The 14725-nt window shown below is 46.9% G+C and carries 15 protein-coding genes; 14 read left to right on the top strand and 1 reads right to left on the bottom strand.

Annotated elements, in window-relative coordinates; translation table 11 throughout:
• Window positions 1-12: 12 nt before the first annotated feature.
• The 14 genes from ABDW13_RS02780 (at window position 13) to ABDW13_RS02715 (ending at window position 13980) form a co-directional block, all read left to right on the top strand.
• Window positions 13-597 (top strand): DUF2857 domain-containing protein, encoded by a 585-nt coding sequence (locus ABDW13_RS02780; RefSeq protein WP_343550938.1) that lies wholly within the window; start codon window positions 13-15, stop codon window positions 595-597.
• Window positions 594-848: a hypothetical protein gene (locus tag ABDW13_RS02775; protein ID WP_343550870.1), complete on the top strand. Its 255-nt coding sequence runs from the start codon at window positions 594-596 to the stop codon at window positions 846-848. Before ABDW13_RS02780 ends, ABDW13_RS02775 begins: the two co-directional genes overlap by 4 nt.
• 90 nt (window positions 849-938) lie before the next feature.
• Complete coding sequence (locus ABDW13_RS02770) at window positions 939-2123, top strand: STY4528 family pathogenicity island replication protein (RefSeq protein ID WP_343550869.1); 1185 nt, start codon at window positions 939-941, stop codon at window positions 2121-2123.
• A gap of 100 nt (window positions 2124-2223) precedes the next feature.
• Complete coding sequence (locus ABDW13_RS02765; RefSeq protein ID WP_343550868.1) at window positions 2224-2946, top strand: PFL_4669 family integrating conjugative element protein; 723 nt, start codon at window positions 2224-2226, stop codon at window positions 2944-2946.
• Between the two features lie 614 nt (window positions 2947-3560).
• Window positions 3561-4052, top strand: a complete 492-nt coding sequence (locus ABDW13_RS02760; RefSeq protein WP_343550867.1) for an STY4534 family ICE replication protein — start codon at window positions 3561-3563, stop codon at window positions 4050-4052.
• Window positions 4053-4169: 117 nt separating this feature from the next.
• Window positions 4170-5441, top strand: coding sequence for a hypothetical protein (locus ABDW13_RS02755; protein WP_343550866.1), 1272 nt, complete (start codon window positions 4170-4172; stop codon window positions 5439-5441).
• Between the two features lie 3 nt (window positions 5442-5444).
• On the top strand, window positions 5445-5981 hold the full coding sequence (locus ABDW13_RS02750) for a hypothetical protein (protein ID WP_343550865.1): 537 nt from the start codon (window positions 5445-5447) through the stop codon (window positions 5979-5981).
• Window positions 5969-7930 (top strand): hypothetical protein, encoded by a 1962-nt coding sequence (locus tag ABDW13_RS02745; RefSeq protein WP_343550864.1) that lies wholly within the window; start codon window positions 5969-5971, stop codon window positions 7928-7930. Before ABDW13_RS02750 ends, ABDW13_RS02745 begins: the two co-directional genes overlap by 13 nt.
• Window positions 7931-8318: 388 nt before the next feature.
• Window positions 8319-8846, top strand: coding sequence for a TIGR03759 family integrating conjugative element protein (locus ABDW13_RS02740; RefSeq protein ID WP_343550937.1), 528 nt, complete (start codon window positions 8319-8321; stop codon window positions 8844-8846).
• The gene (locus tag ABDW13_RS02735) at window positions 8825-9460 is read left to right on the top strand and encodes a transglycosylase SLT domain-containing protein (RefSeq protein WP_343550863.1); all 636 of its coding nucleotides are present in this window, start codon (window positions 8825-8827) and stop codon (window positions 9458-9460) included. Before ABDW13_RS02740 ends, ABDW13_RS02735 begins: the two co-directional genes overlap by 22 nt.
• Window positions 9457-9969 carry an integrating conjugative element protein gene (locus tag ABDW13_RS02730; protein ID WP_343550862.1) on the top strand — a complete coding sequence of 171 codons (513 nt, stop codon included), beginning with the start codon at window positions 9457-9459 and terminating at the stop codon, window positions 9967-9969. The genes ABDW13_RS02735 and ABDW13_RS02730 overlap by 4 nt, the downstream gene beginning before the upstream one ends.
• Before the next feature lie 161 nt (window positions 9970-10130).
• Window positions 10131-12215, top strand: a complete 2085-nt coding sequence (traD, locus tag ABDW13_RS02725) for a type IV conjugative transfer system coupling protein TraD (protein ID WP_343550861.1) — start codon at window positions 10131-10133, stop codon at window positions 12213-12215.
• Window positions 12215-12976, top strand: a complete 762-nt coding sequence (locus tag ABDW13_RS02720) for a TIGR03747 family integrating conjugative element membrane protein (RefSeq protein WP_343550860.1) — start codon at window positions 12215-12217, stop codon at window positions 12974-12976. Before traD ends, ABDW13_RS02720 begins: the two co-directional genes overlap by 1 nt.
• Window positions 12977-13254: 278 nt before the next feature.
• Window positions 13255-13980 (top strand): hypothetical protein, encoded by a 726-nt coding sequence (locus tag ABDW13_RS02715; RefSeq protein WP_021578469.1) that lies wholly within the window; start codon window positions 13255-13257, stop codon window positions 13978-13980.
• Window positions 13981-14158: 178 nt separating this feature from the next.
• On the opposite strand, the gene ABDW13_RS02710 is transcribed toward ABDW13_RS02715, so the two are convergent.
• Complete coding sequence (locus ABDW13_RS02710) at window positions 14159-14611, bottom strand: hypothetical protein (RefSeq protein WP_001560595.1); 453 nt, start codon at window positions 14609-14611, stop codon at window positions 14159-14161.
• Between the last annotated feature and the right edge of the window lie 114 nt (window positions 14612-14725).

Here is a 14725-nt window from a genome sequence, read left to right as displayed (position 1 = left end):
GAGATAACCATGATGAGTAACAGCTTGTCTCAGGCCACCAACGGTCTGCTGACTCAGTTAGTGATGGAACTCAAATCAGGCTACATCCGCCGCTGCGAAGCGGTGGGTTTGATGCCCGAGGAGATGCAGATGCTTCACGGGCTAACCATTGAAGACCTGCACTACCTGATGAACAGCCCAGTATCGGTGCTGACTTTCCGCATCCACCACGAAAATTTGTCGTTGATGTTGCAGCAGGCACGACGTGAGCAAAGACGCCTGCAGCGTATCGACCGTGCGCTGGCGCTCAACGGCTCTATCGAATTGATGCAGCACTACTTTGGCCTTTCTACGGTAGAAGTTGCCGCACGCCGCCGCATGGCCGGTATCGAGGTGCGCAAAGGTCGCGGCGTGGTGCTCAACGACGAGGACAATGCCGAGATCTGGCGCAAGTGGCAGAAAGCCAGCATTGACGATCCCGACAGCGCCGATGGGCTCGACGTGATGATGCTGTGCGCTGAGCAGATGGATCTGTCGCTAACCGCTATCTGGCACGCCGTGCATGGCTGGCACAGCAACAAAAAGTCAGAGCCCGCAGCAATGCGGAAGATGGCATGAGCCAACGCAACCAGACGCTGACTGATGGACTTGTCGCGCCGGTTAATGTGCCAGAGCCCTACTGCCGCAAGGCGGTGAGGCAGCTGACACTGTTCCGGTGCGGCAAGAACAACTTCACGCGTATCAAAGCGAACGGCTCGGATTATCTCAAAATCGACATTGGCCTGTTCTGGCGGCTGCTGAGTAAAAACAGCGGTAAAGACTGGGAACTGATGACGCATGAGAGATACAGCAAGGCGATCTGGAAATAGCGAGTGTTGTCACTCTGTATCCCGCGCGGGGTGCAGCAATAACAGCATTCACCCGATGGCATGTGGCGATCGGCGGCAAAAGGAAATGACATGAATCTCCCCTCTGACAGCTTAATCGCTTTCACGATGGAAAAAATGCAGGCGCGGCTGGCGGAAAAATCCAGTGACGATGGCGTCTCGCAGCTGCGCAGCGGTTTGCTGTATCTCGGCAATGTTCAGGATGCTTACCCGCGTCAGCTGCTGCTTGATACCCGGCTATCTCCGCTCGATAAGATGGCGTGGATGATGATCAGGCTGTACGCGCAGCAAAACAACGGCGCAGTGTTCCCCAGCTATGACGAACTGCAACTGCAGCTCGCTTCCCCGCATAAAGGCAAGGCGTCGCGCGAAACGGTCAGCCGAGTGATGCTGATGTTGCGACTGACCGGCTGGCTCAGCCTGTGCAAGCGCGTTCGTGACGATCAAGGCCGCGTGCGTGGCAATATCTATGCGCAGCACGACGAACCGCTAACCTGTTGTGACGCCGAAATCATGGATCCGGCGTGGCTCGATACCGTCGCTGAAGCGTGCCGCAGCGGCAATAAAACCATCAAGCAAACCGCGTTGCAGGTGCTGGATGAAATCAAAAATGACCCGCAGATGCGCCACTGCAAAAGCCATATTAGCCAGATCGAAAGCCGTCTGGGCAAACCCCAAACGCCGCAGGAAATGGCCGCAGCCAGGAAGCTCACTCGCCCGAATTCGGTTTCCGAACCGGGTATAAAAACGCCAAGTTCGGAAGCCGAACCCAGCATACCGGCGCATTCAAATTCACTAAGTTCGGTTTCCGAACCCTCGCTGATACCAAGGCTTCGGCCCGGAGTTCGGAATCCGAACGGTAACGTACGTTGTTTTACACAAGGTGTGAAAAAAAACACGTATACACCGGCTGCGCCACCATCCGAACTGATCCCTGAACGCTACCGGCAGAATTTTAGCCAGGAAGATCTCGCCATGCTTGAACACCGGCTGGCAGCGTTGCCCGCTGAGCAGTCGCAGCAGCTGCTTCACCAACTTGGCCAGAACCTCGATGCCGGTTCAATCCAGAACCCAACCGGCTGGCTGCTGGCGGTGATCAAAAAAGCGAGAACCGGCCAGTTCACTCACGTTGCTGCTTCGCCGTCTGTCACCGCACCGACTAGACCGGCACAACCTGAACCATTGACGAGAGCAACCAGCTCTGCCGCTGACATAGCCGGGATCGTGCAATCGATACGGCAACGCCTGAACAGCTGACGAGCCAGATAACTGGCATCTGTGTGAATGGTTTTACGATAGATGTTGCCTTAACGCTCCTGAAAACTGGCGCAGCATCATCAACTATATGGAGTGGGAAATGGCTGAAGAAAAGAACGAAACCGATACGGCCAAAGCAGGCGCGTTGCGCTCCTCTTTGACCATTGAACTGCACTCGCATTATGCGATTCGATTATGGGAAGGTCGCCGACGCCAGCCTGACGATTTGCGCGAGCGCGGCAGACCTCAAATTCTCAGCATGCCGCGTGTGATTCAGCGCGCTGGTCTGATGAGCCGTGATGCTGAGGGTGACAATCCTTACGCGGATATGGCACTGCTGAAGCTTGAGAACGCGCTGGATTTGGCGACTACTGAGATCCAGAAGTTAGTCGATGAGCTGGAAGCAACGCTTAAAGCGATCCCCGCACGTATTTCACTGACAGATGTGTCTTCAGTATCACCGCTGAACATTGGCGTGTTCAGCGGTACACCGCTGGGTTATCGCTGCGTCTGGTTGCTGGTTGGCTACGATCAACTGGCTCTAAAAGTATTTCAGGCGTCCCATTACGGCCTTATTACGGGCAAAGAGCGCGACGAGATGCTCAGCAATGGCGGCCATCTGGTGCGTAAAGTGTATGGCGTGGCGCAGCACTATCGTTCGTTCGCAGTGACGCGTAGTGATCTTGCACAGAAGACAGTAATTGCCAATGAAGCCATCAAGCTATTGGGTGAAGTCGATCAGGATGTGATGAGTGGCAAAATGCTCTCCACTTTTTCACCGAACCTGAAAAAACTGGCGGCAAATAGTGAAGCTTCTGAATAACTTTCTGGCGCTTCACCAAAGCCTTTTATGTCCTCAGCGATGCTGATAAGGTTAACAGGCTTCGATGTAGCACCCCGTGACTGCGGGATGGTTGGATGTCTTTTACGGGGACAGAAAATCATCAGTCCGGCAGGCAAATCACCGCACATCCGATTTGGTCTGTAAGGCGCACGCCCTCCGTGAAAACCGCGCCGGAGCTTCAACTCCCGGAGTAACGAATACACCACCGGTCTGCGTGCGGACCCTGAGCGCTGGCAATTGCTGGCGCTTTTTTATTTTCATCTCCGCAAAACTACTTTATCGCTGACATCCGCTTTTAGCGGCAGGACACTGGAACGGCATTATTGTTGTTGCCTCAACAACCAGCCAATGTTTCAGCAGCCTGAGAGAAACGCTTACGCGGTTGCCATCTAAAACTTCATGACCTGAGAGAAGTGCTGTTTTTGCAGTGGTCGATCCGCTCAACCTCTTAATGCGGATATCACCTGTGTGATGAGGTTCTTTGCACTAACCAGCCAGCGCGGCATAGCTATCCGCGCTTCCTGACGGAAAGCATTTATCCGTCAGGGATGAATGTTTCTCCGTCACTATTTCCCACTCCTGGAGTAAACATCATGACTGCTACCACTACCAACAACGCTGCAAACAACGCCATTACCACTTCTACCAAAGCTGAATACTTCAATCTCAACATCAAGGGCCTGGGTTATCTGAGCAACATTCGCAGAATTGAAACCCTCAATGGTGGCTTTCTCAGCGTGGTGATTAATGCGCTGAGTGGCCCTACTGATAGCCCAACCTATGTACGCTTTGATGCCACTGTCGCCGGTAAGGAAGCAACGGACCTTATAAGCCGCTGCCAGAAAGCTGTCGATGAGGACCAAAAAGTGCTGCTTGGGTTTACTCTCAGCAACTTGACGTCAGACATTTTCACGCTCAACAAAGGTGATCATGCAGGCGAACAACGCGTTAGCTTGAAAGCCAGACTAATTAAGGTTGATTGGATCAAGATTGGCCAGGCGATGGTTTACAAGGCAGAGCGTGTGGATTCTACGCCGCCGACTCAGACAAAGCACAGTCAGAACTATGTTGATAATTCATTTTAACTCAACGCCCTGAATCTATCAGGGCGTAATTCTTTTAGGCTTTGTAGAACATATTGCACGTGTAGTTGAATGTGTTAGGATAAAAAACATTATTTTATCTAATGACTACCACAGTTCATGATCCCACAAACTATAAATAGAGAAGCGGCAAAGACCTCTGGAAGCGGATTGTTATTTCAAAGAGTTAGGGCAGTTCATCGCCTCTTGAATTTGATAAGCAAACTGGGAAAGAAAACCTGTTATTGTGCAACGGAATTCATTGAAGATTCTGCAACCTTAGTTGTAAATGATGGCGTTGCAACTATTGAAATAGAAGAGAATAAAAAATATTCAAGTGGTTTGAGCTATAATTCTGAAGCAATAAAAAATACTCTTGTGGCATTTGCGGACCAATATATAAGTCACTTCAAAGATTCCAAAACAATCGACTTTTCAATATTTTGCCACGCTCAATTATCAGATGAGCAACTAGATAATTCAGTTTTAAATTTAATTGCTCCCAACTTTCAAATTAGTAAAACTAAAACCACAAAACTTAGCATATTAAAGAAATTATCCGCAAAGGATGTACTTTCAGAAGATGAAATAAGCATCGCAAAATCATTATTCCTTGAGGAATATCAAAAACAGTACGCAGTTTATGCTGATAAAGATAAAACATTAATTACATCTTATGGCGGCAATCACAAAGTCATATCCCAATGGAGTAATCAAGATTTTTACGAGTTTTTATCTTCAATTGAATTTGTCATAACTGAAACTGAAAGAGATAGTTATGATGATGAAGTTATGAGGAGCATCAAAGAATGCCAATTTTATGATCATCGCCATTATGGCCTTGAAAATATAATTCTTGGTGCCTTAGAAAGTTTGTTTGATAGAAACCAACAAGATGATAGGAAGTTTGGGAGATTCGTTAACCGTGAAATGGTGCAAGTCATCTTTCTACAAGCAGCTTCAAATCAAAATGAACTTAAACCGATAGATCCCGCATGGAAAATATTTGAAGGTCTTGATATAAGTGACCAGAGAAATCTTGAGGAAAAACTGAGGGCCGTATGTACCGACATTAAAAATAGAAAAATAGAACTTCTAAGTTTCACCGCAACCAAAGCAAGAACTAATGAAGAATTATTTGGACAGGAGTATATTTCCTTAAGATGCAACTTTTACGAATGGTGTAGCGATTATATCGCAGGTAATTTATCTCAGAAAAACTATACTACAGACGATTTACTACTCCATTTAGACCATATGGTGGAGTTATGCTATGATAACATTCAACAACTTAAAAAAACTTATCGAATGAGCATAGATGATAGGCTAACGATCCGTGGTATAATTTTAACATTGGTTGATGATTGTTACTTAGCCTTCGACGAAGAATAGAATATGAACACACATAAAAACAAGGATAAATTAAAAAGAATAAGCTTCGTTTCAGGCGAGGATTTTTATTTTTTAACTTATTTAATAATTATTTGCCTCAAAGAGTTCTCTAATAAGAAACTTATTTTTAAAGACCATAGAAAACTGACATTTTTGATGCAAATAATATCCAGCTCTACTTCTGTTGATATTCTCATTGAGAATTATGGGGAAGGGTTTTTAAAGCCATTCGATAAAGAATATTTATTTGATATATATGTAAAAGCCTCTTTACATCAAAGGGAGGTTTATAAAATAGTAAGAAGCCTTGAAAAAAGCGGAATCATATCGGTAATTGATACCGAAAAAATTGATTGTTATAACATTGAGGTTAAAGATATAGATCTTTTCAATTCTTTTTTTGATACAGATCTTTTCAATAGAGAATTAAATAACACAGCCATTTTGAAATCTCATTTCAAGTCAATAAATATTCTTGGGCTTGATGGATTAATTGGGAAGTTTTTCACTGAGTATGGATTGAATTTATGGGCCAATTAAAAATACATAAAATGCACTATGAGGGTAAGCAATATAATTTTAGCTCCCCCGAACTAGATAAATTCAAAGTCAACATAATCGAAGCACCTAACGGATGTGGGAAGTCTACCTTTTTTGACCTTATTTATTATGGGCTGGGAGGAAAAGTTTCTCATTTCAGCAGCACTGAAAAAGAAAAACATAACGAAATAGTTAATGATAAATCAAACTTTGTTGAGCTAGAAGTTTCATTGCAAAGTAAAAAGTTTAAATTTATCAGAAAAATAGGTGAAAACCTCATAACAATCCTTTCAGATGAACCTTTTTTGAATGATGATGGTTCATCTGTAGAATTTTTATGTTTAGCTATTAATAGACATAAATCGGAAGACTATATATTTTCTGACTGGATTCTTGAACAGCTTAACATTCCAAGTATTGAGATTTTTCACGCAGGTAAAAATTTTAAAATAGGTCTTAACGATTTACTGCGCCTTGTTTATCATAATCAAGGTACTGATGTAAATGGCATCTACAAGCCCGCAGATAATCAAAACTATGTCAGTGATTCAGTATTCCTTAGAAAAGCCATCTTTGAAGTATTGATGGGGAAGACATTGATCAAACTTTATGAGGCGTATGGAACTCTAAAGCGTAAGCAGTCAGAACATGAAAAATCTAATGCGATACTTTCAGAATATAAAAATATTGTTTCAGGAATGTATAAACAACTTGGTTTCAAAGAAGTAATTAATGATTACCATTTGACCAAAGAAATAAATGATTTGGAAGAGTCAGTTGAGCGTTTAATATCTTATCGCTCAGAAAAGCTAACATCTAAAATTAGCGAGAATACCGGACTAAGCCATATTGCAAAGTTGAAAGATGCATATGGTCGTACTGAGCTTAGTCTAATAGATTTAAAGAGAACACTTGAAATTAAGCTTAAGGATATAGATTCTCTTAATCGTGTAATTAATCAAACAAGAGAAGATGCTTTTAGACTTCAAAAAATCATCCATACTCACAGACAGTTGGAGATGTTTACACCTGACACATGCCCATATTGCTTAAAGAATGTTGATAGGCCAAGTGACAAGTGTGTATGTGGGCATGACATTGATGAAAATGATTATAGAAGATATTTCTATGATCCGGGTGAGTATTACACGCTACTCAAAAGTAAAGTTAAGTCTTTAGAGACTATGGAAGTCGCTCTAAAAACTGCACAGGATGATTTTAAATCTATCGAAAGCGAAATTGTGTCTTCTAATATCTCAAACATTAGTTTGAAAGAAGAACTATCAAGTGCTCTAAATGAAATTGAGTATATTACTAATTTTGATGAGATAGATGATTTAGAAGATCATCTGCTTAGACAAAAAGAGAAAATAAGTAGCTTGAGACAAGCTCTTCAGCTTGAGAAAAATCTTCAGGCTTATCAACGTGTAAAAGACGTTGCTAAAAAAGACATGGACTTGGCAAAAATTGCAGTCGAAAGGTTGGAAGCCTCATCTGAAGCTGAGTTAATCGAGAAAGTTGACAAGTTCAACAAATACTATAATCACTTCATGAAATCTTCATTACTGGACTGTCGAGTCGCAGAAATTAATAATGACGATTACATGCCGCTGATAAATAGTGGTGTTTATAAGGAAGCCAGTGCAGCTGTGCACAAGAGATTTCTTTACTATTTAACACTTCTTCAACTTTCACTGTTGGATGACATTCCTTTCCCTCGCCTGTTGTTAATTGACACGCCTGAGAATATAGGTATTGATAATGTTAATCTTAAACGAATGATCTCATGCATGGACATGCTCGAGAATCCAAACAATGTTGACTACCAGGTGCTCTTATCCACAGGCGAAAACAAATACCCTGATTCAATGAAAGATAATGTCATCATAAAATTAAATGAAGAAAATAAATTACTTATAGAAAAAACAGCACAGCCACCTTCTATATAGTTAATTTTAATCATTTGCTTTTATTGTTTGGGAGGAAGGAATTAAGTCAACAATTCCTTCCCATGTTATTTTTGAGAATGATTTAGGTCACTAGCTACGTTTGTTTTTCCTAACGTAAGAATCTAGGTGGAAATTCTGTTTTAAAAAATAATGATAGAGAGTTATTAGTTAATCCTTACCATTATAATTCCACAATGCTTTTATCCTCCTTACTTTAACAGGAGGTAATATGTTAAAAATTCTTAAGCTAATACTCTATATTTCAATTTTAGTGCTGAGTTCAAAATCATATGCTTTAGAGATTGAGCATTCTGAAGAGAACACCACTTCTTCTATAAATACAAACCAATCAAATAACTCAGAAAACTCAGTTAGGTATGCTGAGTTGATGAAAGGATTGAGAGGAAAGCTTTCACCTAATATTGACGAAATTACTGCCCTTGGCATTGAAGCCCGCAACGACGCTGAGCGCCGCCATTATGCCGAGCTCTGGGTAAAGCAAGAATATGAGCGCACCGAAAAGGAGCTCAAATTCCAGCGCGAAGTGGATGCTGCATGGAAGCGCCTGATGCCCAACATGCTACCGGTTAATATGGGCAACGCCGCAGGTATCGCACATGACTCCGGTGGCCGCCTGGCGTTGTTTGTGCGCGAAGCTGATTGTCAGCGCTGCGATGCCCGACTCTCCGCCGTTCTCGCGGATAAACGCCCAGTGGATATCTACCTTGTCGATAGCGAAGGCAGTGATCAGAAACTTCGCAACTGGGCACAACAGCACCGCATCCCCACCGAGCAAGTTCGTGAGCGACGTATCACCCTGAACCACGATGCAGGTCGCTGGATGCGCTACGGCAACGGCATCATGCCGGTCCTTCTCCAACAGGGGGAAAGCGGATGGCATATCGCAGCCTTCTAACCGCAGCTTTGTTGTTGAGTGCCGCCAACTCTGTGGCGTCAACTAACATGCAAAGCGTGCCGTCGGGTTATCAAAAAGTCGCTCTGCAGCACGGTGTTCCAGCTGAATCGCTTTACTCGCTGGCGCTGGCTGAATCATCGCGCCAGCTGCCGCACGGCACGCGCCCGTGGCCATGGACAATTAACGTCGCGGGTAGAGGCTACCGCTATGAAAGCAGGCAAGCGGCCTGGCTGGCGTTGCAACAGTTTATGAAAAGCCATCCGCTGAAGCGGATTGATGTCGGCATTGCGCAGGTTAATCTCGGATGGAATGGCCACCGCTTCAGCTCAACGTGGGATGCATTTGATCCATATATCAACCTGAACGCAGCGGCGCGCATCCTCCGCGAATGCTGGGAACGCAGCCCCGGCAGTTGGTTAAAAGCTGCAGGTTGCTATCACCATCCGGCAGGCGGCAAACCTGCTGCACGTTATCGGCTGATTGTCAGCCAAAAGTTGGCTTCACTTTCGCCGACTCAACCTCGCCCAATTGCAACGCATACACCCGCCAACATCGCGAGTAACCAAACACCTTCAACCGAAATCATCTGGACAGAACCCCGGAGGCAACAATGAATAAATTGATGCTGGTTGGCGCGATCGTCGCGTGGCCATTTCTCTCGCATGCTGAACTCAACGTTATCGCCGACCTCGGCGGTAAGTCGGCTGCGCCTTTCTATGAAGGAATTAACGCAGAGCCGCAACAGCAACAGCAACAGCAATCAAATCCTCCTGACTACAGTGAAGGTTCAGTGTTGCCAGTGGCAACACCTGAACTCACTCCAGGCATAGTTGAACCGCGTGCGCTGAAGTTACCGGGTATTGGAGCGCTGTTTTTGATTGGCGATGATGACCAATCGCAGGAATGGTTATCACGTAACGCTGAACTACTCACCCATCGCGGTGCGGTTGGAATGGTGGTGAACGTTAGCAGCTCGGCTTCACTACAGCAATTGCGCCAGATAGCGCCCAATCTGCAGCTCGCGCCGGTATGTGGTAGCGATCTCGCACGCCGCCTCAAATTGGAACATTACCCGGTGCTGATCACCGAGCATTCACTGAGCCAGCAGGTATCAGCCCAGTGATGGGATTCGCCGGATTGCATGGAATGCCCCATGCAGCGCTGATGCTCCTTCCACTGCTCTTCATCCTTTCTATGGCCCTGCTGCGCGCTTACTGGTGCTGGCACAATCTGCATCACTCGGCACACAGAACGTCTGAATCTTGCCAAAAGTGAGTCACTGCTATGAGCGATCGCTATGTTATTGAAGCGCTACTACGTCCCGCAGTTGAGTTCAACACAACGCTGGTAGCCGCCACCGCCAGCTATGTTTGCGTGGCAGCTCCTTGGGCTGTTGCGTTGTCGCCTTCTGTCAGTTATGTCACCGCAACCGGCTTTGCGGTGCTGGCCGCCGTTCGTGCCCGTCAGGGATGTCAGGTGATCAGGTATCGCAGAAATCTGCGCCGCTTGCCGCGCTATGTCATGACCAGCCGCCAGGTGCCAGTAAGCAATCACCGGCTGTTCCTGGGCAAAGGTTTTCTATGGCAGCAAAAACACACGCAGCGCCTGCTTGATACGCGGCGGCCAGAAGTCGAAAAGTATGTGCAGCCAGCGAAGGTCTATCAGTACGCGCGCAGACTTGAACGCGCGTGCGAACATTCTCTGCCCTGGCTGTCATCGATGATTTCAGCTGATACGCCGCTGAACCCGGTTCGCCCGCTGCCGCCCGTTGGCGGCAATCCGGCGTTGCACGGCATCGAGCCGAATGAGCGCGATGTATCAATGGATCTCCGTGAGCGCGTTGGGCATACGTTAGTCGTTGGCACTACGCGCGTGGGCAAAACGCGATTGGAGGAGTTGCTGGTTACGCAGGACATTCGGCGCGGCAATATCACCATTGTCTTCGACCCCAAAGGCGATGCCGATTTGCTAAAGCGTATGTGGGCTGAAGCGCACCGCGCCGGTCGTCAGGATGACTTCCACGTTTTTCATCTTGGCTGGCCTGAGATCTCGGCTCGTTACAATGCGGTTGGCCGCTTCGGGCGTGTGTCGGAAGTGGCTTCGCGCATTGCCGGTCAATTAGGAGCTGAGGGCAACAGCGCTGCATTTCGCGAGTTCGCCTGGCGGTTCGTCAACATCGTGACGCGCGCGCTGGTTGCGCTTGGCCAGCGCCCCGATTACTCGCTGATTCTTCGTTACGTCACTAACATCGGCGAGCTCTATCAGCGCTACGTGGAACATCTGGTCGATAAGCATCTGCCGGAGCTGCGCAGCAAAATTGAGAATGGCAGCAATGTGCTTAAGGAGAAGGATCTGCCGCGCAATATGCAGGGGCAATCAAACGCCACGCGCATCTGGGCAATGGAGCTGGCGCTGAGTTCTGAAGCCGGTAAAAAGCTCTACGATCCCATTCTAGAAGGTCTTCGCTCAGCTGTACGTTACGACCGAACCTACTTCGATAAAATCGTCGCCTCGTTGCTGCCGCTACTGGAAAAACTCACCACCGGCAAAACGGCGGCGCTGCTTTCACCGGACTACGAAGACTTAGACGATCCGCGCCCGATTTTCGACTGGCAACAGGTGATTCGCCAGCGTGGCATCGTTTATGTCGGTCTGGATGCGCTCTCTGACAGTGAGGTCGGTGCTGCCGTTGGCAACAGTATGTTGGCTGATTTGGTGAGTATTGCGGGGCATATTTATAAGCACGGCATCAATGACGGCTTGCCGGAAAACGGCGACGGCAAGCTGCCGATCAGCCTGCACTGCGACGAGTTCAATGAACTGATGGGCGATGAGTTCATTCCGCTGATTAACAAAGGCGGCGGTGCGGGCATCGAGGTAACGGCGTACACCCAAACAATTTCTGACATCGAGGCACGCATTGGTAGCAGCGCCAAAGCTGCGCAAGTCACGGGCAACTTCAATACACTGATCATGCTGCGCGTGCGTGAGAACCGCACCGCCGAGCTGCTAACCAGCCAGTTGCCTGAAGTGGATGTGTATTCCAAGACGCTGGTTTCGGGTTACACCGACATCACCAACCAGGAGCAAGGCACCGATTTCACCTCCAATACTCAGGACCGCGTGAGTATGGTGAAAACGCCGATGCTCACTCCGGCTGACATTATCAACCTGCCCAAAGGCCAGGCGTTCGCGCTGCTGGAAGGCGGCCAGCTGTGGAAGATTCGAATGCCGCTACCCGCTGCTGATAAAACCGATTTGATGCCGGAAAGACTGCAGAAGATCGCCGCTGAGATGCGCCGTAATTACCGCACCAGTGAAGCGTGGTGGTCTGGTGCTGCTGGCGCAGAACCGCCGGGAGGTGAATGATGCCACCACCAAACACAACAACACAGCCAGCGCGTGTCCAGCAGCCTAAAGAGCATGGTTTGCTGTTTAATCTGTTATGGGGATGGCCGTGGAAGCTGATTGGTATGCTACTGGCGTCTCTGTTCTTCAGCCTGGTAATGGAGTACTTCGGCATTGCATTCATCTGGCCAGATCAAGGTGCGTCGCATAGCCAGCAGGTGATGCAGATCGAGAGCGGCTATCTTTCCACTGAGTTCACGCGCAGCCTGCTGCTGTCGCAGCCCACTGTAACGGTCACTGCTTGGGTTACACAGGTTTATCAGTGGCTGGTTGTCGATAGCGGTTTGCAAGGATGGATCGCGCATCAGAATCAGGCAATGGAAAGCGGCGGGAATGCAGTTGCTGCCGGATTGAGTGCCGGTAGCCGCTGGCTGGCATCGGCGATGCAGGAATACTTGCTGGCGACGGTGTATGTCGCGGTGGTGACGCTGATTCGGGTGACGATTCTGGTATTGTCCATACCGCTGTTTCTGATGGTGGTGCTGGTTGCAGTGGTTGATGGTCTGGGGCGGCGAGATCTGCGGCGTTATGGCGCGGCGTATGAATCCAGCTTTGTATATCATCATGCCAAACGCTTTGTTAAACCCGCGTTCTATGTTCCCTGCATGGTGTATCTGTCGTGGCCATCGGCTGTGTACCCTAATCTGCTGTTACTGCCTGCGGCGCTGATGCTGGGAATGGCGCTGGCGGTGCTGACGGCTTCATTCAAAAAGTATTTATAAGCTGGACGACAGCGTGCAAAGCTCGACTTTGTGCGCTGTCGTCAGCAGGCAAGCCGCCTTGGTGGCGCGGCAGAATAAAAACCAATGATGGAAAGGTAGCAGACTTGAATGACTGCTTTGAGCGATCAGCAGACGTTCGTACTTGAGTTGCCATAAATCTTGCTCACATGTCGTGTATCAATCAACTGGGAACAGGTCAATCGTTGCGAATGATATCGATATCTCCTGAAATTAGGGGTATTACTAGGTGGCTAAGGTAACTTTTTAATGGAGTAGGAATGGCAAACTATGTATCAGGGAATATCATTTCTCAATCGTATGTTCATGTTAATCCTGAGTGGTTAAAAAATGCGACCCCTCAAGATAAGAAACTAAGAATCAATGAGATTGAGAAGCAAATAACTGCCTTTGCGAAGAGCCGAATACCTTTTTTTATTGGAAGTGAGGTAGAGATAACAGTTGAGTTCTCTGAAGGCTCAATCATCGCGAAAATCACCGCTTACGGTAAGATCATCCCACTACTGGGGGGGCTAGTTATCGGATACCCACACTTTAGTGAGGGTGTTAGAACCATGGTGAAAGATGCACATGATCTAGGTTCGTATATTAACTCCGAGCTGTTATTTCAAACAGGCGCAAAACATAAATCTGAGCGCAAGTCAGTTGAGGCTCGCTTAGGAGTTTTTGGTATTATTGATCGCGTTAACGCCCAGATTAATGATCTAAGCTTGATCTCTCGGAGGAAGGAAAATTCGCCATCAATCACATATAAAAAATTGTTACAGTTGCATGGGGATATCCTCTCATCCCTTGATAAGATTTCTGAAAATGCCCTAGATGACTCAGATGAAAAAATAGCTAAGGATATGTGGATTGAAGGCGTATCCGGCATATCTGTGGGACGATCGCATTTCAAATTTAATCTTAAAGGTGATGATGATGTGTACAAAATGTTGGTTGCCGAAAAGCAGAGCATTCTTGATGACCTGAAAAAAAGGCAATAGGGCCTAATGCCTCCGTGGTGGGTATATAAAAATCACGGGGAGCCGGGCTAGCTTCGTCTTGACCTGCTCCCCATAGACATAAATCCGACTGCTTTAGCGATTTCTTTTAATGTACTAGTAACCTTTAATGATTCTGTCAGAGTTGCCGTTATGGGCTGGGTTGTAGCAGTGCCCCGTCTCAGAAGTGTTTGTTCTCATAGGCATCTTTCACTCCGGCGTGTTTCTCCGCACAGGCCCGTAGGATGGTGAGGGCGTGCCGGATTAACTGCTCACTGCGTTCCGGTTCAAACCAATTACCATTGAATTTTCCGCCGTGAAAGAGATTGTTTCTTACTCGACAGACCAGTAGTAAAATTAGTTCAGCCCGATGCCGGGAACTCGGTAGTTTTTCCGACCACATGATCCCCTTTTCACCGTAAATCTGTTTTTTAGGGGGATGCTCTTCGAAGTAATGAATCGCTTCATTAAGTTTAGGGGTAGACGGGTTTTCGATAACGTCACGCACCTGATCGGAATATCCATTCCAGTCAGCTTTTAAATGGCCTCCATTGATTAAAATCCCACATGCCTTGAGGCAATATTCATATCGTGAAAACTCAATAAAAAACTCACAGGCCAGTTGTTGTAACATCAAAAACTCCATATCCTGTAGGGAATTAAATTAACTAACTTAAAACAACTATATTAATCACCCATGCTACACATTATAGAACTTATTATGTAACTTTTAGCAATGGTAATTTAC

The sequence above is a fragment of the Pantoea sp. genome, from assembly GCF_039594315.1.
GTDB lineage: Bacteria > Pseudomonadota > Gammaproteobacteria > Enterobacterales > Enterobacteriaceae > Pantoea.
Note: the sequence above shows the minus strand (reverse complement) of the source record. Positions and strands in the feature narration are given on the sequence as shown.

Bases quoted from the DNA above. Each gene is read 5' to 3' on its own strand.
- traD (WP_343550861.1), top strand. From the start codon at position 10,131: ATGAGCGATCGCTATGTTATTGAAGCGCTACTACGTCCCGCAGTTGAG.
- ABDW13_RS02775 (WP_343550870.1), top strand. From the start codon at position 594: ATGAGCCAACGCAACCAGACGCTGACTGATGGACTTGTCGCGCCGGTT.
- ABDW13_RS02735 (WP_343550863.1), top strand. From the start codon at position 8,825: ATGGCATATCGCAGCCTTCTAACCGCAGCTTTGTTGTTGAGTGCCGCC.
- ABDW13_RS02730 (WP_343550862.1), top strand. From the start codon at position 9,457: ATGAATAAATTGATGCTGGTTGGCGCGATCGTCGCGTGGCCATTTCTC.
- ABDW13_RS02745 (WP_343550864.1), top strand. From the start codon at position 5,969: ATGGGCCAATTAAAAATACATAAAATGCACTATGAGGGTAAGCAATAT.
- ABDW13_RS02740 (WP_343550937.1), top strand. From the start codon at position 8,319: ATGAAAGGATTGAGAGGAAAGCTTTCACCTAATATTGACGAAATTACT.
- ABDW13_RS02710 (WP_001560595.1), bottom strand. From the start codon at position 14,611: ATGTTACAACAACTGGCCTGTGAGTTTTTTATTGAGTTTTCACGATAT.
- ABDW13_RS02765 (WP_343550868.1), top strand. From the start codon at position 2,224: ATGGCTGAAGAAAAGAACGAAACCGATACGGCCAAAGCAGGCGCGTTG.
- ABDW13_RS02770 (WP_343550869.1), top strand. From the start codon at position 939: ATGAATCTCCCCTCTGACAGCTTAATCGCTTTCACGATGGAAAAAATG.
- ABDW13_RS02715 (WP_021578469.1), top strand. From the start codon at position 13,255: ATGGCAAACTATGTATCAGGGAATATCATTTCTCAATCGTATGTTCAT.
- ABDW13_RS02780 (WP_343550938.1), top strand. From the start codon at position 13: ATGAGTAACAGCTTGTCTCAGGCCACCAACGGTCTGCTGACTCAGTTA.
- ABDW13_RS02760 (WP_343550867.1), top strand. From the start codon at position 3,561: ATGACTGCTACCACTACCAACAACGCTGCAAACAACGCCATTACCACT.
- ABDW13_RS02720 (WP_343550860.1), top strand. From the start codon at position 12,215: ATGCCACCACCAAACACAACAACACAGCCAGCGCGTGTCCAGCAGCCT.
- ABDW13_RS02755 (WP_343550866.1), top strand. From the start codon at position 4,170: ATGATCCCACAAACTATAAATAGAGAAGCGGCAAAGACCTCTGGAAGC.
- ABDW13_RS02750 (WP_343550865.1), top strand. From the start codon at position 5,445: ATGAACACACATAAAAACAAGGATAAATTAAAAAGAATAAGCTTCGTT.